This is a genomic window from Streptomyces sp. sk2.1 (genome assembly GCF_008120935.1).
In the GTDB taxonomy this organism is placed as follows: Bacteria; Actinomycetota; Actinomycetes; order Streptomycetales; family Streptomycetaceae; genus Streptomyces.
This window is the reverse complement of record NZ_RDBO01000083.1, coordinates 221,391-240,070: the sequence shown is the minus strand read 5'-3', so window position 1 is coordinate 240,070 and position 18,680 is coordinate 221,391. Positions and strand designations below refer to the sequence as shown.

General features: G+C 72.4%; 18 protein-coding genes. 6 read left to right on the top strand and 12 right to left on the bottom strand.

The genetic code is table 11. From position 1 onward, the window contains the following. The 4 genes from EAO76_RS37960 to EAO76_RS37945 form a co-directional block, all read left to right on the top strand. The coding region (locus tag EAO76_RS37960) for an LPXTG cell wall anchor domain-containing protein (protein ID WP_148840861.1) at positions 1-153 on the top strand (153 nt) is incomplete at its 5' end. Between the two features lie 112 nt (positions 154-265). Beyond that, positions 266-1,057: a DUF4253 domain-containing protein gene (locus EAO76_RS37955; RefSeq protein WP_148840762.1), complete on the top strand. Its 792-nt coding sequence runs from the start codon at positions 266-268 to the stop codon at positions 1,055-1,057. A 120-nt stretch (positions 1,058-1,177) separates the two neighbouring features. Further along, the gene (locus EAO76_RS37950; protein ID WP_148840760.1) at positions 1,178-1,540 is read left to right on the top strand and encodes a hypothetical protein; all 363 of its coding nucleotides are present in this window, start codon (positions 1,178-1,180) and stop codon (positions 1,538-1,540) included. A 38-nt stretch (positions 1,541-1,578) separates the two neighbouring features. Then, the gene (locus EAO76_RS37945) at positions 1,579-2,010 is read left to right on the top strand and encodes a hypothetical protein (protein ID WP_148840758.1); all 432 of its coding nucleotides are present in this window, start codon (positions 1,579-1,581) and stop codon (positions 2,008-2,010) included. 70 nt (positions 2,011-2,080) lie between these two features. Here EAO76_RS37945 and EAO76_RS37940 read toward each other — a convergent pair whose 3' ends face one another. From EAO76_RS37940 to EAO76_RS37885, 12 genes are all read right to left on the bottom strand, one after another. After that, positions 2,081-3,109: a LacI family DNA-binding transcriptional regulator gene (locus EAO76_RS37940; protein WP_148840757.1), complete on the bottom strand. Its 1,029-nt coding sequence runs from the start codon at positions 3,107-3,109 to the stop codon at positions 2,081-2,083. A 66-nt stretch (positions 3,110-3,175) separates the two neighbouring features. Further along, positions 3,176-5,068: a glycoside hydrolase family 36 protein gene (locus tag EAO76_RS37935; protein WP_148840756.1), complete on the bottom strand. Its 1,893-nt coding sequence runs from the start codon at positions 5,066-5,068 to the stop codon at positions 3,176-3,178. Positions 5,069-5,075: 7 nt separating this feature from the next. Next, entirely contained in the window at positions 5,076-5,891 is an 816-nt protein-coding gene (locus tag EAO76_RS37930; protein ID WP_148840755.1) for a carbohydrate ABC transporter permease, read from the bottom strand. Next, positions 5,888-6,868: a carbohydrate ABC transporter permease gene (locus EAO76_RS37925; protein ID WP_148840754.1), complete on the bottom strand. Its 981-nt coding sequence runs from the start codon at positions 6,866-6,868 to the stop codon at positions 5,888-5,890. Before EAO76_RS37925 ends, EAO76_RS37930 begins: the two co-directional genes overlap by 4 nt. 5 nt (positions 6,869-6,873) lie before the next feature. Then, positions 6,874-8,205, bottom strand: a complete 1,332-nt coding sequence (locus tag EAO76_RS37920; protein WP_148840753.1) for a sugar ABC transporter substrate-binding protein — start codon at positions 8,203-8,205, stop codon at positions 6,874-6,876. After that, positions 8,190-9,383 (bottom strand): aminotransferase class V-fold PLP-dependent enzyme, encoded by a 1,194-nt coding sequence (locus EAO76_RS37915; protein WP_262376095.1) that lies wholly within the window; start codon positions 9,381-9,383, stop codon positions 8,190-8,192. The genes EAO76_RS37920 and EAO76_RS37915 overlap by 16 nt, the downstream gene beginning before the upstream one ends. A gap of 373 nt (positions 9,384-9,756) precedes the next feature. After that, a complete protein-coding gene (hemB, locus tag EAO76_RS37910; RefSeq protein ID WP_187438943.1) occupies positions 9,757-10,755 on the bottom strand; it encodes a porphobilinogen synthase in 999 nt (332 codons plus the stop codon). 207 nt (positions 10,756-10,962) lie between these two features. Next, positions 10,963-12,633 carry a uroporphyrinogen-III synthase gene (locus EAO76_RS37905; protein WP_148840752.1) on the bottom strand — a complete coding sequence of 557 codons (1,671 nt, stop codon included), beginning with the start codon at positions 12,631-12,633 and terminating at the stop codon, positions 10,963-10,965. After that, on the bottom strand, positions 12,630-13,616 hold the full coding sequence (hemC, locus tag EAO76_RS37900; RefSeq protein ID WP_148840751.1) for a hydroxymethylbilane synthase: 987 nt from the start codon (positions 13,614-13,616) through the stop codon (positions 12,630-12,632). The genes EAO76_RS37905 and hemC overlap by 4 nt, the downstream gene beginning before the upstream one ends. After that, positions 13,613-15,118 carry a glutamyl-tRNA reductase gene (locus EAO76_RS37895; RefSeq protein WP_148840750.1) on the bottom strand — a complete coding sequence of 502 codons (1,506 nt, stop codon included), beginning with the start codon at positions 15,116-15,118 and terminating at the stop codon, positions 13,613-13,615. The genes hemC and EAO76_RS37895 overlap by 4 nt, the downstream gene beginning before the upstream one ends. Then, positions 15,115-15,882, bottom strand: a complete 768-nt coding sequence (locus EAO76_RS37890; protein ID WP_148840749.1) for a redox-sensing transcriptional repressor Rex — start codon at positions 15,880-15,882, stop codon at positions 15,115-15,117. Before EAO76_RS37890 ends, EAO76_RS37895 begins: the two co-directional genes overlap by 4 nt. Positions 15,883-16,153: 271 nt before the next feature. Next, entirely contained in the window at positions 16,154-16,429 is a 276-nt protein-coding gene (locus EAO76_RS37885) for a glutaredoxin family protein (protein WP_148840748.1), read from the bottom strand. Positions 16,430-16,565: 136 nt separating this feature from the next. Here EAO76_RS37885 and EAO76_RS37880 point away from each other — a divergent pair, with 136 nt between their 5' ends. Next, entirely contained in the window at positions 16,566-17,519 is a 954-nt protein-coding gene (locus EAO76_RS37880) for an HAD family phosphatase (RefSeq protein WP_148840747.1), read from the top strand. A 346-nt stretch (positions 17,520-17,865) separates the two neighbouring features. Beyond that, entirely contained in the window at positions 17,866-18,645 is a 780-nt protein-coding gene (locus EAO76_RS37875; protein ID WP_148840746.1) for an ECF subfamily RNA polymerase sigma factor, BldN family, read from the top strand. The last annotated feature ends 35 nt before the right edge of the window (positions 18,646-18,680 follow it).

The window sequence follows — 18,680 nt, the reverse complement described above, 5'->3', positions numbered from 1 at the left end:
CCCTCCGACAGCGCCGCCCCCGGCAAGAAGGACGGCGACCTCGCCTCCACCGGCAGCAGCGGCACCATCCCGCTGGTCATCGGCACCGTCGTGGTGCTCGCCGCGGGCGCGGGCCTCGTCCTCGCCGCCCGTCGCCGCTCCCGGCGGGCCTGACGGCCGGGCCGCCCGGGACCGACCCCACACCGGGTCCGTCCCGGGCGGCCCCGACCACCGGACACCCCGGCCCGGCGGCCGGTTGTCAGTGGGCCCCCGTACGCTCACCGACATGGCGACGCTTCCCAACCCGCTCCCGTCCCTGGCCACATCGGGGCTCCGACTCCCGCCCGGCTCGCTGGTGGACACCACCATCGACGGCACCTGGCACGAGCCGCTGCTCTGGTGCGCCGACGAGCCCGCGGCCCACGGGGCGTGGCGCACGCTGCGCACCGCCGGGCGGACGGTCGGACTGCTTCCCGTGCTCATCGACGGCGGGAGACGCGACCAGTGGCCCGCCGAGTGGGACCTGACCCCGGACAGCACGTCGTACCCCGGTGACCACGACGCCGAGGAGGTGCTCACCGAGTACTGGAACGGCAACGCGCCCGAGGAGATCGACCCCGCCGAGAGCGACTGGCCCGGCCTGGCACCCGTCCCGGCCGCCGAGGGACAGGACGCCCCCGACGACCTGGCGGCCGCCATCGCCGAGGAGTGCGTCGGCCCGGAGGGCTGGTTCCCCGGCTCACGGATGGCGCTCGTCCCGGCCCGGCGCAGCGCGGACATACCGGCGGCCATCGGCTGGTCGGGCCCGCTCAACTTCGAGGAGGACACGGCCAGGCTCTGCGCCGTGCTCCGCTCCTGGGAGGACCGCTTCGGCATCCGGGTCGTGATGCTGGGCTTCGACACCCTGACCCTCTCGGTCTCCCGGCCGCCCACCACCCTCGCGGAGGCACGCGCCGTCGCCGCCGAGCACTACGCGTTCTGCCCGGACAACATCGACCAGAGCCCGCCGCACGACCTGGGCGTCTACGCGGAGAAGCAGGTGCTCGGCCAGGAGATCTGGTCGTTCTGGTGGGACTGACCGCTCCGGCGGAACCGGCCGCTGCGGCAGGGGCAGTCGTTCCGGCGAGGTCGGCCGTTCCGGCCGGCCTGAGTACGGCGACTCATGCGGCTGCCCCGGCCACCGAGTTGACTCGTACGCATGCCCGAAGAAACGTGCCTGCCCGAAGACGTCACCGACGCCCGCCCGTCGCGCGTCTGGATCGCCGCACTGCTCTCCACGGTCGTGACGCTCCCGCTCGCGCTGCTCGCCCTGTTCTTCGGCGGGCTCTCCCCGATGGCCTGCGACTCCTGCTCGGAGCCCGCCTCCGACCGGTTCGACGCGAGCTTCGGACCCGCCTGGACCGTGCTGTGCTGCGGCCTGGTGCTGGCCCTGGCCGTACTGGTCGCGAGCTGGGTCCTCAGCTTCCGCAGGCCGCCGGCCGGCCTCTTCCTCGCCGTGCTCGCGCCCTGCACGGTGTTCGTCACGGGGGTCGCGTTCGCGGCCCTGGTCGACTGGCCCTGACCCACTGCCCCTGACCGGCCGGAACGGAAAGCACCGCGATGAAACGAACGAACGACCGACTCGACCGCCTCGTCGAGGAGTTCCGCGCCCTGCCCGCCTCCAGCGACCGCAGACGCGAGATCGTCGCGGAGCTGGACGGCGAAGCCGACGCGGTGCCTTTCCTCGTCTCGGTCGTCGCCGACCCCGGGGAGTACGACCTCGCCCGCATCGAGGCCAGCACGCTCCTGCGCCTGTGGCCCCCGTCCGACCCGGCCGACCGTCGCGCGGCCGGGCGGGCCCTGCTGACCGCGCTGCACGACCCGGAGGAGGACCTCGTCCGCCAGTACGCCGCCATGGCCCTGGGCCCCTACGCCGACGACCCGGCGGTCCACGAGGCCCTGACCGCCGCCGCGGACACGGACACGGACGACGACCTCCTCGTACGCGCCGCCGCCCGCGGCGCCCTCGCGGAACGGGACCGGAGGACCTGAAGATCCCGTACGAAAGGCCCGTACGGAAAGCCGTCACGAAAAACCCGTACGGAAAGTCCGTACGGGCCCGCTACCGGTCCGGCGTGCTGGCGCGCACGACCGGCTCCGCGGGCAGCAGCAGCCCGCTCGACGGAGCGGCGGCGGGGTCCTCGACGGCGGTGATCAGCCGTTCGACGAGGGTCCGGGCGATGGCGGCCAGGGGCAGCCGCGCACTGGTGAGGGCGGGCTGGAGCATCGTGCACAGCGGGATGTCGTTGAAGCCGGTGACAGCGATGTCGTCACCGACCGCGAGGCCCGCCGCGCGGACGGCCTGGTAGGCGGTCAGGGCGAGCCAGTCGCTCGCGCAGACCAGGGCGGTCGGCCGGTCGGAGCCGCTGAGCAGGCGCTGCACGGCGTGGGAGAGCGCGACCGGGTCGTCCTCGGGGACGCCGACCTCGAAGGCCCCGTCGGGGGCCGCGGCCGCTGCCTGCAGGAAGCCGGCCCGGCGGTCGGCGAGCCAGGGCAGGGACGCGGCGGAGTTGAGGTAGCAGATCCGCCGGTGGCCCTGGGCGAGCAGCAGCTCCACCAGGGCGGCGGTGGCGGCGGTGGAGTCGATGTCCACCCAGTTCTGCGGGCGGCCGGGGGCGGTCCGGCCGAAGGCGGCGAACGGGAAACCGGCCTCGGCGAGCACGTCGACACGGGGGTCGTCGTGTATGACGTCGGAGAGGACGAACCCGTCGACCTGACGGGACGCGATCAGGTCGTTGAAGGACCTGGCGACCGCTCCGGCGCCCTGCTGGGGGTCGGAGCGGAACAGCAGTATGCGGTGGCCGACGTCGTCGGCGGCGGTCACCAGCGCCTGCAGGAAGCCGCCCATCAGGGGGTTGGGGTCGYCGGGGTTGTCGGCGGGGGCGGGGTAGCCGATGACCTTGCGGGTGCCGGTGCGCAGGCTGCGGGCGGACTGGTCGGGCCGGTAGCCGAGTTCGTCGATGGCGGCGGTGACCCGGGCAAGGGTCGCCTCGCGCAGCCGGTGGGGGGCGTTGAGGGCGTTCGAGACGGTTTGCCGGGAGACTCCGGCCGCGCGCGCGACCTCCTCGATGGTCACCTGTCGAGCGGTCATCGTTCCTCTGCGGGCGGTCGGCGGCGGGTCGGGGGCGGGCGGGCGCCCGTCCCCGACCCGCGTTCCTCAGTGCTCGCGGGTCAGGGTGAGCAGGCCGCCTGTCGGTACGGTCACCGGGTTCACCCCGGCGACGAGGTCGAGCACGGTATCGGACAGGATCTCACCCCGGCAGTCCTGAATGCGGACGAGTGCTCTTTCCGGCCGGGTGGCGGACAGGATCACCGTGGGGTCGCCGTCCGCGTTGGCGACGAGCAGGGTCTGCGGGCCGTCCTCGGCGTTCCGGTCCGGAAGGGCGACGGGCAGCGGCGCGTAGCGTGCGATCACGGTGGTGCTGCGGTCGTGGGCGCGGACCAGGGGGTAGCCCAGGTCCGGTCGCGCGGGTTCCAGGGTGCCGAGCTGGAGGACGTCGACGTACCGTCGGGAGACGCCGAGCCAGAAGCGCAGGGTGGCGAGCTGGTCGGGGGTCTGGGCGTCGAGGTCGACGGAGATCTGCGGCACCGAGAACAGGGCGTTGACGAGGTGGACGGCGACGTCCTCGGGCCGCTCGTCGGCGTTCCACGTCATCATGTCGGCGTGGACGGCGAGCGGGCCGGCGGTGAGGCGGCAGTCGACGGTGCGCTGCCGGTTCTCGGCGGGGCTGAGCGGGCAGTCGGTGGCGCGGACCATGGTGGCGTACGGCCACAGCCCGGGGCCGACGTACGGCTGGCGGTGCTCGACGATCACGTCGGGCCGGGTGCGGCGCAGCCGGGCGTCGAGGTCGGCGAGCAGCTGGAGCAGGCCCTCGTGGACGGTGGCGTGGTCGGCGCCGTCCGGGGCGGGCGGCGGGTCGGCGGCGGCGAAGTGGTCGATGAAGTCGAGCTTCAGGCCGTCCATGTCCCACTGCTCGACGGCGCGGGAGATCTTCTCGATCAGGTAGGCGCGGACCTCGGGATGGCGGGGGTCGAGCACGGCCGCGTCCATCTTGGGTGCCTCGCGCAGGATCATGCCCTTGAAGCGGTCCCAGGCGTCGTTGTGCCGGCCGATGAACGGCACCGCGTACCACAGGAGGTAGGCGAGGCCGGTGCGGTGGACCTCGGCGACGTGGCCCGCGAAGTCGGGGAAGGCCGCCGGGTTGGGGTCCCAGTCGCCGCAGTGGCCGTAGCCGCGGGCGCGGTCGGTGGTCTGCCAGCCGTCGTCGACGATGATGCTGTCGCAGCCGACGCCCGCGGCGAGGGCGGCCTGGCGTTCCACGACGGCGGTGTCGACGTTCTGGTGGAGGCTGTACCAGGTGGAGTAGGCGGGCATCCGGGCGGCGGGGGCGACGCCGGGGTGGTCCAGGCCCTCGGCCCACCAGTCGGTGACGTCCCGCAGGGTGGTGGCGAAGTGACGGCCGCCGATGTCGATCCGCAGCCGCAGCGGCGGCCCGTCCGGGGTGAGGGCCTGCTCGACGGTGAAGGCGAACTCGTTGGTCTCCTCCACCACCCCGCCGTCGATGCGCACGGGGGCGAAGAACTCGGCCGCGGCGGCGGTGCACAGGGCGCGGTCGTCGATGCCGACCAGGCTGACGACGGGGGCGCCCTTGGCGAGCGAGACGGTGCGGGGGGCGATCCAGGACGGCGGCAGCCAGCGGGAGGCGCTGGTGTCCGGGGTCCAGTAGGCGGTGGCCCCGAGGCAGGGGACCCGCCATTCGGCGCGGACGGTGGCCTCGGCCGCCGCCCGGACCTCGATCAGGACCGCACCGTCGCCGAGCGGGGTGACGGTGGTCTCCAGCCGGTCGCAGCCGAGTCCGGTGAGGTGGACGTCGAGCGGGGCCCCGGTGGAGAGGGACAGGCCGGTGGCGAACTGCCGGTGGACGACGGTGTCGGGGGTTTCCCCGGCCGGCGTGTTCGGGCGCCACACCGGGACGAACTGCTGCGGACCGGCGCCCGGCCCGGCGGACACGGACGCGGACGCCGACGCGGACGCGTTCTCGGTGGTCATGCTGTGGTCACTCCTTGGTGGCCCCGGCCAACAGGCCGGAGATGAACTGGCGTTGCAGGACGAGGAAGAGGGCCATCACGGGGATGGCGGCGATGCCCGCGGCGAGCAGGACCTGCGCGTAGTTGGTGGTCGAGAGCCCCTGGAGGGTGGCGGTGGCCACGGGCAGCGTGTACATCTCGGGGCTGCGCAGCGCGATCAGCGGCCAGACGAACTGGTTCCAGCTGCCGAGGAAGACGAACAGCCCGAGCGCCGCGATGATCGGCCGGTTGACCGGGATGACGATCCGCCACAGCACCCGCAGTTCGCCGGCGCCGTCGACACGGGCCGCGTCGAGGAGTTCGTCGGGCATGGAACGCAGGGCCTGCCGCATCAGGAAGATGCCGAACGGGGTGACCAGGCCGGGCAGGATGATGGACTGGTAGGAGTCGATCAGGCCCAGGTCCATCATCATCTGGAAGACCGGGATCAGCATCACCGTGTCGGGGATGACCAGGGTGCTGAGCAGCAGGACGAAGAACAGGTTGCGCCCGCGGAACTCGAACTTGGCGAAGGCGTACCCGGCCAGTACCGAGACGATGACGGCACCGAGCGTCTGGACACTCGACACCACCAGGGTGTTGACCAGGACCCGGGTGAGCCCGATGGACTCCTCCAGTCCGCGGAGGTTCTCCAGGAAGTGGCCGCCGGGCAGCAGTTTCGGCGGCCAGGAGAACACGTCCTTGTCCTCCTGGGTCGCGGCCATGGCGAGCCAGTAGAACGGACCGACGCAGAGCGCGAAGGCGCCCGCGAGCAGCAGCGTGAGCAGGGGACCCCGGGACTTCATCGGCGTTCTCCCATCAGGCGGACCTGCAGGATGCCGAGCACGGACACGATCAGCGCGAGGGCGTAGGCGATGGCCGACGCGTAGCCGAAGTCGAAGTACTTGAAGCCGTTGTTGTAGAGGTACATGGTCACCGTCAGGGTGGCGTTGTCGGGACCGCCGCCGGTGAGGACGTACGGCTCGTCGAAGAGCTGCAGGGTGCCGATGGTGGAGAGCACCACGGTGAGCAGCAGGATCGGCCGCAGCTGGGGCAGGGTAATGGAGAAGAAGCGGCGGATCGGCCCCGCCCCGTCGACCATCGCGGCCTCGTACAGCTCCTTGGGGATGCCCTGCAGACCGGCGAGGTACATCACCGCGTTGTAGCCGGTGTAGTGCCAGGTGATGACGAGGACGACACCCACGCGGGCCCAGCCGGGGCTGCCGAGCCAGTTGACCCGGTCGACGCCGAACAGGGAGAGGACCCAGTTCAGCAGCCCGGCGTCGTGGTTGAGGATCACGGAGAACATCACGCCCGCGGCGACCAGGCCGGTCAGCGAGGGGACGAAGACGCCCAGCCGCCAGAGCGGGCGCAGCCAGACCTTGGCGGAGTTGAGCGCGAGGGCGACGAGCAGGGCCAGGCACAGCATCAGCGGCACCTGGACGACCAGGATCAGCGCGGTGTTCTTCAGCGCGGTCCAGAACAGCGGATCGTTCAGCAGCCGCCGGTAGTTGGCGAGTCCGGCGAAGCTCCGGTCGGCGCCGCTGCCGGTGGTGAGGCTGATCCACAGCGAGGAGACGATGGGATACGCCTTGAAGATCGCGAAGCCCAGGACGGCGGGCATGATCAGCAGGTACGGGACGGAGCCGCGGGTCAGCAGCGCGCGTCGGCGCGGCCGGGCGCGGCCGGTGCGCGCGGGGGTGCCGCGGCCGGCGCGCGCGGGGGTGCCGCGGCCGGCCGACTTCTCGGTGGCGGAAGCCCGTTCGGGCAGGACGGAGGACATGGTGGTCAGGCCGCCAGCTGCCGACCGGTCTGCTGGGCGAGCCGTTCGGCGGCGTCCCTGAGGGCACCGGCCGGGTCCGCGCCCTTGACCAGCACCTGGCTCTGGGCGTCGCTGGCGAGCTTGAGGGCGCGGGTGTAGTCGCCGGTGAAGTTGGTGGCCTCGGAGCCGGAGGCGAGCGTGTCGACGAAGGTCTTCAGCACCTTCTGGCCGCCGTAGTAGGGGTGGGGCGCGCTGAACATCGGGTCGTCGTACGCCGAGCCGAGTGCGGGGAAGACGCCGCCGGACTTGAACATCCGGTTGATCTCGGCGGGCTTGGTGAGCGCGTACTCGATGAACCGCCAGGCGGCCTTGCGGCGCTTGCTCGACTCGGAGACGGCCAGGTAGGTGGAGTTGACGATGACGCTGCGACCGCCCCCGGAAACGGCGGCGGGCGGCTGCATGACACGCCACTTCCCCTTCTGCTCGGGGAACTTGGTGGCCAGGTACTCGACGGCCCAGGCGGGGTCGGGGGAGGTGGCGAGCTTGCCCTGGCCCATCAGGCGTTTCCGGGTGCCCTGGCCAGCGGTGTCGGCGAGCAGGCCGTCGTCGTTGAGCCGCTTGATGACGGTGAGGGCCTGGACGGCCTCCTTCGAGCCGAGCGTGATCCTGCCCTTCTGGTCGAAGTAGAAGGCGTCCTGGAGCTGCATCAGGTTCTGGAAGAAGTCCATGTCCGGCGTGGTGCCGGGCTTGTCGAGCCCGAGCAGCTGGGCGCCGGTGGCGGCGCGGATCTTCGGTCCGGCGGCGATCAGGTCGTCCCAGCTGCTGATGCTCTCGGGGTCGACTCCGGCCTTCTCGAAGTAGTCCTTCCGGTAGAACAGGCCGAGCGGGTTGACCTCCCACGGGAGGGCGTGGGCGGCCTTGTCCTCGCCTATGACGGTCGGCCACAGCCCCTGGGCGAACTCGCTCCGGTACCGGTCGGCCCCGAACCGGGACAGGTTGGTGAGCCCCTTGGGGAACTTCTCCAGGTAGCCGGGCAGGTAGTCGACGCCTATGTGCAGGACGTCGGCGAGGCCCTTGCCGTCCGACGCGAGGCCGACCGTGATCTTGTCCCAGATGGCCGGGTTGCCGACGTCCTGGATGTCCACCGTGATGCCGGGGTTGTCCCGCTCGAAGGAGGGGACGACGCCGCGCAGGGCCTCGGCCGCGGTGGTCCAGCTCCAGACCGTGATCCGGCCCTTGTCGCCGTCGGCGCCGCTGTCGCCGCCCGATCCGTTGTCGCCGCAGGCGGTCAGGCCGAGTCCGGCGGCGGAGGCGGTGGCGAGCTGAAGCAGTCTGCGGCGGCTCAGTTGGTGGGACATGTCGGCTCCTGGGCGTAGTGGGTGGTGGGGTGGGTGAGGGTGCGCAACGCCTCGGCGAGCAGGTCCGCCGCGGCGTCCGGGGTGGAGGTGTGGGGGGACAGCCGTATCCACTCGTCGCGGCGGGTGGTGATCAGGCCGGCCGCTTCGAGGGTCCGGTGGACGGTGACGGGGTCGTGGCCGGGCAGGCGGAAGGTGCCGATGCCGGCGCGTTCGTGGGGGCCGAGGCCGTCCAGCAGGACCTCGGCCCCGGCCTGCCGTGCCCGGTCGAGCAGGTGGGCGAGGGTGGCGCGGATACGGGCCCCGCCGACGACCGGGCCGCCCCGGTCGAGCAGGGCGTCGATGGACGCGCCGATGGCGGCGGCGGCCGGGAAGTCCGGGTTGGTGGCGAGGTGGGCGGCGGCCCCGGGCAGCGGCTCCGCCGGGTGCCGGGGCGCGAAGGGCTCCGCGACACCGGCCCAGCCGCCGAGTCCGGGGGCCAGCCGCTCGGCGCACCGGTCGCGGATCAGCAGCAGCGCGGCTCCCCAGCCGGCCCGCAGCCACTTCTGCCCGCCGCTGACGAGGACGTCGGCGGCGTCCGCCTCGAGCGGGACGGCGCCCAGGCCCTGGATGGCGTCGACGATCAGCAGCCGGTCGGGCCCGAGGACCTCCTTGAGCGCGGCGAGCGGCGCCAGATGGCCGGTGAGCGAGTCCACGGCGCTGACGGCGAGGGCGGTGACGTCGGGGGTGAGGTGGCGGCGCAGCAGGTCGGGGGTGATGTGCCGCTGCCCGTCCGGTTCGACGAGGCGGACCGCGGGGCCGCCTCGGGTGGCGAAGCGCAGCCAGGGATAGAGGTTGGCGGGGAACTCGTCGCGGGGCACCAGGAGCGTGCCGGGGCCGTGCAGCGCGGCGGCCACGGTGAACAGGCCGTTGCTGGTGGACGGGGCGAGGGCGATCTCGTGCCGCCGGGCGCAGAGCAGCCGGGCCGCCGAGGTCTGGGCTGCCTCGCTGAGGGCGAACAACCGGTCGAGGTCGGCGGGGTCCACGCGGGCGGCGAGCTCGGTCGCCTCGGCCAGTGCCGAGGTGGCCGGACGGGAGAGCGGGCCGACTCTCGCGTAGTCGAGGTAGCCCACCGCCGGGCCGTGGAAGGAGTCCGGGCCAGGGGGCCCGGCATCGGACGCACAGCTGATTTGATCGTTCAAAATAATGCCCTTAAGACCCTTGTTACATGAACTTCGGGGGATTTGAAGGTTCACATTAGGTAGACGGGATCACCTCGGCAAGAGGTTCGTCACAACGGTTTTCCGGTGAGCCGGCCTGCCGGTCCGCCGGCCCGTCGTCCCACCGTTCACCGCCCTGCCGGGGCCCGAACCACGGGGCCCCCGAGCCGCAGGGCCACCGGACCGTCGCCCCGGACTCACCACAGAACTCACCACAGACTCACCGCAAACGCGGCCGGGGGCCGCCATGGCACTTTTGTGCCACGACGACCCCCGGAGGGTCCGTCCCGCTACCGTTTCGGCCCGACCCGGCCGGACCTGCGACAGTCCGGGTCCGAGTCCGACCCGACCCGGCTCAGCGCCGCGCCAGCCGCTGCGCGACCTCCGTCGCCCAGTACGTCAGGATCATCTGCGCGCCCGCGCGCCGGATGCCCGTCAGGCTCTCCATGATCGCCGCGTCCCGGTCGATCCAGCCCTTCTCCGCGGCGGCCTCGATCATCGAGTACTCGCCGCTGATCTGGTACGCCGCGACCGGCACGTCCACCGACTCGGCGACCTTCGCCAGGACGTCGAGGTACGGACCGGCCGGCTTGACCATGACCATGTCGGCGCCCTCCTCCAGGTCGAGCGCCAACTCCCGCATCGATTCACGGGAGTTCGCCGGGTCCTGCTGGTACGTCTTGCGGTCGCCCCGGAGCGAGGAGCCCACGGCCTCGCGGAACGGCCCGTAGAACGCCGAGGAGTACTTCACGGTGTACGCGAGGATCGACACGTCCTCGTGGCCCGTCTGGTCCAACGCGTCCCGGATGACACCGACCTGACCGTCCATCATCCCGCTCGGGCCCACCACGTGGGCGCCCGCGTCGGCCTGGACCTGGGCCATCTCGGCGTACCGCTCCAGCGTCACGTCGTTGTCGACCCGGCCGTCCTCGGTCAGCACACCGCAGTGGCCGTGGTCGGTGTACTCGTCCAGGCACAGGTCCGACATGATGACGAGGTCGTCGCCGACCTCCTCGCGCACCGCCCGCAGCGCCACCTGGAGGATGCCGTCCGGGTCCGTGCCCGCCGTGCCCCGGCCGTCCTTCTTCTCGTCCTCCGGAACGCCGAACAGCATGATCCCGGAAACCCCCGCCGAGGCCGCGTCCACCGCGGCCTTCCGCAGGGTGTCCAGGGTGTGCTGCTGCACGCCGGGCATGGCCGAGATCGCGACCGGGGCGTCGACGCCCTCGCGCACGAACGCGGGCAGGATCAGGTTCGCCGCGTCGAGCCGTGTCTCGGCGACCATCCGGCGCATCGTCGGGGTCGTCCGCAGCCGCCGGGGGCGGGAGCCGGGGAAGTTTCCGTACACAGTCATGCTTCGAGACTAGACCCGTACACATCACCGTCTTACCGACACCCGCGCCGGGAAAACCCCGCCCTCCGGGGGCCGGACCGACCCCCGGATCGTCCCCGGCCGACGCCCGGAACCGCCCGCGCCGACCACCGTACGAAACGCCCGGCACGGCCGAGGGGCCCGGTCGCCGAAGCGACCGGGCCCCTCACACACCTCGACCCGGGCGGATCAGGTCGTCGTACGACGACGCCGCGCCCCCGGACGCCGCTCGCTCGGCCGCGTCACCGGGTCACCGGCCTCCTTCGCCGCGTCCCGGCGCCGCGCGCCGAACTCGGCCAGCGCCTCGGCCAGCTTGTGCACCGACGGCTCCGGCGACAGGACGTCGACCCGCAGCCCGTGCTCCTCCGCGGTCTTCGCCGTCGCCGGGCCGATGCACGCGATGACCGTCACGTTGTGCGGCTTGCCCGCGATGCCGACCAGGTTCCGCACGGTGGACGACGAGGTGAACAGCACCGCGTCGAACCCGCCGCCCTTGATCGCCTCACGCGTGTCGGCCGGCGGCGGCGAGGCGCGAACCGTGCGGTACGCGGTGACGTCGTCGACCTCCCAGCCCAGCTCGATCAGCCCCGCCACCAGCGTCTCGGTGGCGATGTCGGCGCGCGGCAGGAACACCCGGTCGATCGGGTCGAAGACCGGGTCGTACGGCGGCCAGTCCTCCAGCAGACCCGCGGCCGACTGCTCGCCGGAGGGCACCAGGTCCGGCTTCACGCCGAAGTCCACCAGCGCGGCCGCGGTCTGCTCGCCGACCGCGGCGACCTTGATCCCGGCGAAGGCACGGGCGTCGAGCCCGTACTCCTCGAACTTCTCCCGGACCGCCTTCACGGCGTTGACGCTGGTGAAGGCGATCCACTCGTAGCGCCCCGTGACCAGGCCCTTGACCGCGCGCTCCATCTGCTGGGGCGTACGGGGCGGCTCGACGGCGATCGTCGGGACCTCGTGCGGCACGGCGCCGTAGGAACGGAGCTGGTCGGAGAGGGACGCCGCCTGCTCCTTCGTGCGCGGGACGAGCACCTTCCAGCCGAACAGCGGCTTGGACTCGAACCACGCGAGCTGGTCGCGCTGGGCGGCGGAGCTGCGCTCACCGACCACGGCTATGACGGGCTGGTGCCCGTCCGGCGACGGGAGGACCTTCGCCTGCTTCAGCACCTGGGCGATCGTCCCGAGGGTCGCCGTCCAGGTGCGCTGCCGGGTCGTCGTGCCGGCCACCGTCACCGTCAGCGGGGTGTCGGGCTTGCGGCCCGCCGCGACCAGCTCACCGGCGGCCGCGGCCACCGAGTCGAGCGTCGTCGAGACCACGGCCGTCGCGTCGCTCGCGCCGACCTCGCTCCAGCAGCGGTCGGAGGCGGTACGGGCGTCCACGAACCGGACGTCCGCGCCCTGCTCGTCCCGCAGCGGCACACCGGCGTACGCGGGCACGCCCACGGCGCTCGCGACCCCCGGCACCACCTCGAAGGGAACCCCGGCCGCGGCGCAGGCGAGCATCTCGGCACCGGCGTTCCCGTCCAGCCCCGGGTCGCCCAGGACCGCACGGACGACCCGCCTGCCGCCCTTCGCTGCCTCCATGACAAGATTGGCCGCGTCCCTGAGAACGGGGACCCCGGCGGCTGCTGACTGTGCGTCAACAACCGTCAGCTCAGGGGTGCTCACGCCTGCCCGCGCATGGCAGCGAACAACGCCGAGAACGTCCGGCTCGGCGACAAGGACGTCCGCGCTCGCAAGCGCCTCGACGGCGCGCAGGGTCAGCAGTCCCGGATCGCCGGGACCGGCGCCGAGGAAGGTGACGTGCCCTTGGGCGGACAGGGCCGGAAAGTCGGTTGCGGCGGGGCCGGTGGGGCTCAAAGTGCTCGCTCCCCCATAAGACCGGCCGCCCCCTTGGCGAGCATCTCGGCCGCGAGCTCGCGACCGAGGGCCGCCGCGTCGTCCTGCGACGTGGGAACGGGACCGGTGGTGGACAGCTGCACCAGCGAGGAGCCGTCGGGAGTCCCGACGACACCGCGCAGGCGCAGTTCGTTGACAGCCTGTCCGTCGACCAGGAGGTCGGCCAGCGCACCCACAGGTGCGGAGCAACCGGCCTCCAGGGCGGCGAGCAGGGCACGCTCGGCGGTCACGGCGGCCCGGGTGTACGGGTCGTCGAGCTCGGCGAGCGCTGCGGCGAGGTCGGCGCTGGTCTCAGCGCACTCGATCGCCAGTGCTCCCTGGCCGGGAGCGGGCAGGACGGTGTCGACCGACAGGAAATCGGTCGCCTCACCGCTCCGGCCGAGGCGGCTGAGCCCGGCCGCGGCGAGTACCACCGCGTCCAGCTCACCGCTCCGGACGAATCCGATACGCGTGTCGACGTTCCCCCGGATCGGCACGGTCTCGATGTCGAGGCCGTGGCTGCGCGCGTACGCGTTCAGCTGCGCCATGCGGCGCGGCGAGCCGGTGCCGACACGGGCCCCGGCCGGCAGCTGCTCGAAGGTCAGCCCGTCCCGCGCCACCAGCACGTCGCGCGGGTCCTCGCGCACCGGCACCGCGGCCAGCACGAGGCCCTCGGGCTGGGCGGTCGGCAGGTCCTTGAGCGAGTGGACGGCGAAGTCCACCTCACCGCGCAGCAGCGCGTCGCGCAGCGCCGCGACGAACACACCGGTGCCGCCGATCTGCGCGAGGTGCTCCCGGGAGATGTCGCCGTACGTGGTGACCTCGACGAGCTCGACGGCGCGCCCGGTCACCTCCCTGACCGCCTCGGCCACCATGCCGGACTGCGCCATGGCGAGCTTGCTGCGCCGGGTGCCCAGCCGCAGCGGCTTGTCGGCCCCCGTGACCGGGGATGAGTTGTCGGTCATGACCGCCCTCGATTCGGGTCGTTCAGGTCTGCCCGGGAGACGGCTGCGACCGTCTGCGGGTCGAGGTCGAAGAGTTCCCGCAGCGCGTCGGCGTACCCGGCGCCGCCGGGCTCGCTGGCGAGCTGCTTGACGCGCACGGTGGGCGCGTGCAGGAGCTTGTCGACGACGCGGCGCACGGTCTGCGTGATCTCCGCGCGCTGCTTCTCGTCGAGATCGGGGAGGCGTCCGTCGAGCCGCGCGATCTCGCCCGCGACCACCCCGGCGGCCATCGTGCGCAGCGCGACGACGGTCGGGGTGATGTGGGCGGCGCGCTGGGCGGCGCCGAAGGCTGCGACCTCGTCGGAGACGATGGTGCGCACCTGGTCCACGTCGGCGGCCATCGGGGCGTCCGCCGAGGCCTCCGCGAGCGATTCGATGTCGACGAGGCGCACCCCGTCGAGCCGGGCGGCCGCGCCGTCGATGTCCCGCGGCATGGCGAGGTCGAGCAGCGCAAGGCGCGCGGGGCCGGTGCCCTGGGCGGGCACGGTGGCCCGGCGGACGGCCCGGCGCACCGTGCCGGAGCTGCCGTTCTCCACCCAGGCGGCGTGCCGGTCGACGTCGTCGGGGACGGGGGCCGCGGCCGGTGCCGGTACGACGGCGGGGGTCCCGTCGGCGTCCTCGACGGCCAGGCCGAGCGCCCCGGCGACGGCCTCGGCGGTCAGCACGAGCCCGGTCGCACCGGTGCACGAGACGACGATGTCGGCACGTGTCAGCTCCCCGGACACCTCGGCCATCTCCACGGCGCGGGCGGTCACGCCCGTGCCGCCGGGCTGGCCCAGGATCTCGACGAGCCGGTCGGCGCGGGCCCGGGTGCGGTTGGCGACGGCGATCTCGGCGACGCCGGTACGGGCCAGGGTGGCGGCGGCGAGCGAGGACATCGAGCCCGCGCCGATCACCAGGGCGCGCTTGCCCCGGGCCCAGTCGGCGACGTCCGAGCCGGCCGCGAGCTGTTCGAGACCGAAGGTGACCAGCGACTGCCCGGCCCGGTCGATCCCGGTCTCGCTGTGGGCACGCTTGCCGACCCGCAGGGCCTGCTGGAACAGGTCGTTCAGCAGCCGGCCCGCGGTGTGCAGCTCCTGCCCCAGCGCCAGCGCGTCCTTGATCTGGCCGAGGATCTGGCCCTCGCCGACGACCATCGAGTCCAGCCCGCACGCCACCGAGAAGAGGTGGTGGACGGCCCGGTCCTCGTAGTGCACATAGAGATACGGAGTGAGCTCGTCCAGGCCGACCCCGCTGTGCTGGGCGAGCAGCGTGGACAGCTCGGCGACGCCCGCGTGGAACTTGTCCACGTCGGCGTACAGCTCGATGCGGTTGCAGGTGGCCAGGACGGTGGCCTCGACCGCGGGCTCCGCGGCGAGGGTGTCCTGGAGCAGCTTGGCCCGGGTGTCGGCGGCCAGCGAGGCCCGCTCCAGCACCGAGACCGGGGCGCTGCGGTGGCTCAGTCCCACGACGAGAAGGCTCATGCCGGCATCACGGCGGGCATGTCCCCGTCAGGTCCCTTGCGGCTTCCGGTGACCGGACGCGCCGGCTGTTCGGCCGGGTCCTGGACACCGCCCTCGGTGTCCTCGCCGGCCTTGCGCTGCTCGTGGAAGGCGAGGATCTGGAGCTCGATCGAGAGGTCGACCTTGCGCACGTCGACGCCGTCGGGCACGGAGAGCACCGTCGGCGCGAAGTTGAGGATGGAGGTGACGCCCGCGGCGACGAGCCGGTCGCAGACCTGCTGCGCGGCACCGGCCGGGGTGGAGATGACACCGATCGAGACGCCGTTGTCGCGGACGATCTGCTCCAGCTCGTCCGCGTGCTGGACGGGGATGCCGGCAACGGGCGTCCCGGCCATCGCGGGATCGGCGTCGATCAGCGCGGCGACCCGGAAACCGCGGGAGGCGAAACCGCCGTAGTTGGCGAGCGCGGCGCCGAGGTTCCCGATGCCGACGATGACGACCGGCCAGTCCTGGGTGAGCCCGAGTTCGCGGGAGATCTGGTACACGAGATACTCGACGTCGTAACCGACGCCGCGCGTCCCGTACGAACCGAGGTAGCTGAAGTCCTTGCGCAGCTTGGCGGAGTTGACCCCCGCCGCGGCGGCGAGCTCCTCGGACGAGACCGTGGGGACCGAGCGCTCGGAGAGCGCGGTCAACGCGCGCAGATACAGCGGAAGCCGGGCGACGGTGGCCTCGGGAATTCCTCGGCTACGGGTCGCCGGTCGGTGAGTTCGGCCAGTTGCCACGGTGCTCCTGCGGGATGAGCGGGGCTGCAGGCGGCCGTAGTTCCCAAGACCGCCCCGTCGAATGCAGGCTATGTCTTTGTGAACGCGTGCACAAAGATAGTGTCCGTTTTGTCCGGTCAAAGTGACCGGGGTCACGCACATCCGTCGCGCGATCCCGGAACCAACGATCGCATCAGCCCGTTGCAGGCCCGAAGGGGGCAAAGCGGCACACACTCCTCACAACCACTCCCCCGAGAGCACTCAAAACGCCCATGATGGTAACCGGCTTCGCTCAGGAAAGCAGCGCCCCGCGCAGCCTCGCCGGATCCACCCGCCAGAACGTGTGCTGCTCGCCGTCGACGAGCACGACCGGGATCTGCTCCCAGTACGCCCGGTGCAGCTCCTCGTCCTGGGTAATGTCCTTCTCCTCCCAGGACGCGCCCGTCTCCTCGCACACCTCGCGCACCACCTGCCTCGCGTCGTCGCAGAGATGACATCCGGGCTTCCCCACCAGGGTCACCGTCCGCTGCTCGGGCTTCTTCTTCGTACGTCGCAACAAGGGGCTCATGCCTTCATTCTGCGCCGCCCCCGAACCCGCCCCACCGCCCCCGGTGTCACCCGGTCGCCGGACTCGCGGCCAAGAGTTCACGCCGCGGCATCCCGGCAGGTCGGGAAGGGCCGAACCGACTGGTTATGCTCACCGCATGGCCGCTCCTGGATGGCTCACCCCCCGTAGGCGCCCCGCGACAGCACGGAGTGTGCTGGCCGGCGAGGCGGCAGCCGAGGCAGCACGGAAATCCACCCTCCCCGACGACCTGTCCCCCGACGCCGAGCAGGACACCGCCGCGACGGCGAAGCCCGCGGAGGAACCCTTCCCCGTCGCGGGCGACGACCGGGCCGCCGCCTTCTTCGACCTGGACAACACGGTGATGCAGGGCGCGGCGCTCTTCCACTTCGGCCGCGGCCTGTACAAGCGGAAGTTCTTCCAGCGCCGCGAGCTGACCCGGTTCGCCTGGCAGCAGGCGTGGTTCCGGCTGGCCGGCGTCGAGGACCCGGACCACATGCAGGACGCCCGCGACAGCGCCCTGTCCATCGTCAAGGGCCACCGCGTCTCCGAGCTGATGTCCATCGGCGAGGAGATCTACGACGAGTACATGGCCGACCGCATCTGGCCCGGCACCCGCGCCCTCGCCCAGGCCCACCTCGACGCGGGCCAGCGGGTCTGGCTGGTCACCGCCGCCCCGGTGGAGACCGCCACGATCATCGCCCGCCGGCTCGGCCTGACCGGCGCGCTCGGCACGGTCGCCGAATCCGTCGACGGCGTATACACCGGCCGCCTGGTCGGCGAGCCGCTGCACGGCCCCGCGAAGGCCGAGGCCGTACGCGCCCTGGCCGCCGCCGAGGGCCTGGACCTGGAGCGCTGCGCGGCGTACAGCGACTCGCACAACGACATCCCGATGCTGTCCCTGGTCGGACACCCGTACGCGATCAACCCCGACGCCAAGCTCCGCAAGCACGCCCGCGCCCTCGACTGGCGCCTGCGGGACTACCGGACGGGCCGCAAGGCGGTCAAGGTCGGCATCCCCGCCGCGGCCGGCGTCGGCGCCCTCGCGGGCGGCACCGCCGCCGCGGTCGCCCTGCACCGCCGCCGCCGCTGACGCGCCCGCGCCGCTCCCCGGTCCCGAGCCACGCCCGGCCCCGCGGCCGATCGGAACCTCTTACCCACCGACCGCTCCCGCCAGTCGGATTGCTCGCACACGGCCACAACCAGTCGCGCCCGTAAGCAGATACCGAAGTAATCCGATCAGCAACCGGTCACGATGTGCTACTTAATGCGTCGTTTAGTTGCTACGGAAGCGACGTAATCGATGATTTGAGCAACTGGGTGTAGCACTGCCTGTACGAAGCGTTATTCTCCTCAGACGCATTCCGGAACCCCTCACTCACTACGACGAGTGAGGGTTTCGCACTGCACGTGATGGAAGCTCTGCCTCTGGGAGTCCCGTGTACCCACACGTCGGGGTTGACGCCTCGGGCCTGGCTACGCTGCGCGCAACGGTCGCCAACCGCCTGCGCGGCTTCGTCCCCACCGCGTACGCCGTCCCCGCATTCGCCACCCCTGCACCTGTCGGCCCCTGCTACGCCCTGGCCGAACGCGGTGCGGCGGTCGGAAGACGCGGCAACCGCGGCGCGACGACCGCGTCCACCACCGTCCGCCGACCGACCGCCGACAGCGACAGCGCGCGCATGATGGACCTCGTCGAACGCGCGCAGGCCGGCGAGGCCGAGGCCTTCGGCCGCCTCTACGACCAGTACAGCGACACCGTCTACCGCTACATCTACTACCGCGTGGGGGGCAAGGCGACGGCCGAGGACCTCACCAGCGAGACCTTCCTGCGCGCCCTGCGCCGCATCTCCACGTTCACCTGGCAGGGCCGAGACTTCGGCGCCTGGCTCGTCACCATCGCCCGCAACCTGGTCGCCGACCACTTCAAGTCCAGCCGCTTCCGGCTGGAGGTGACCACCGGCGAGATGCTCGACGCCAACGAGGTCGAGCGCAGCCCCGAGGACTCCGTCCTGGAGTCCCTCTCCAACGCCGCACTGCTGCAGGCCGTGCGGCGGCTCAACCCCCAGCAGCAGGAGTGCGTGACCCTGCGCTTCCTGCAGGGCCTCTCGGTCGCCGAGACCGCGCGGGTCATGGGCAAGAACGAGGGCGCGATCAAGACCCTGCAGTACCGCGCCGTCCGCACCCTGGCCCGGCTCCTCCCGGACGACGCCCGCTGACCCCGCCCCGAAACCCGCCGCCCCGCACCCGAACG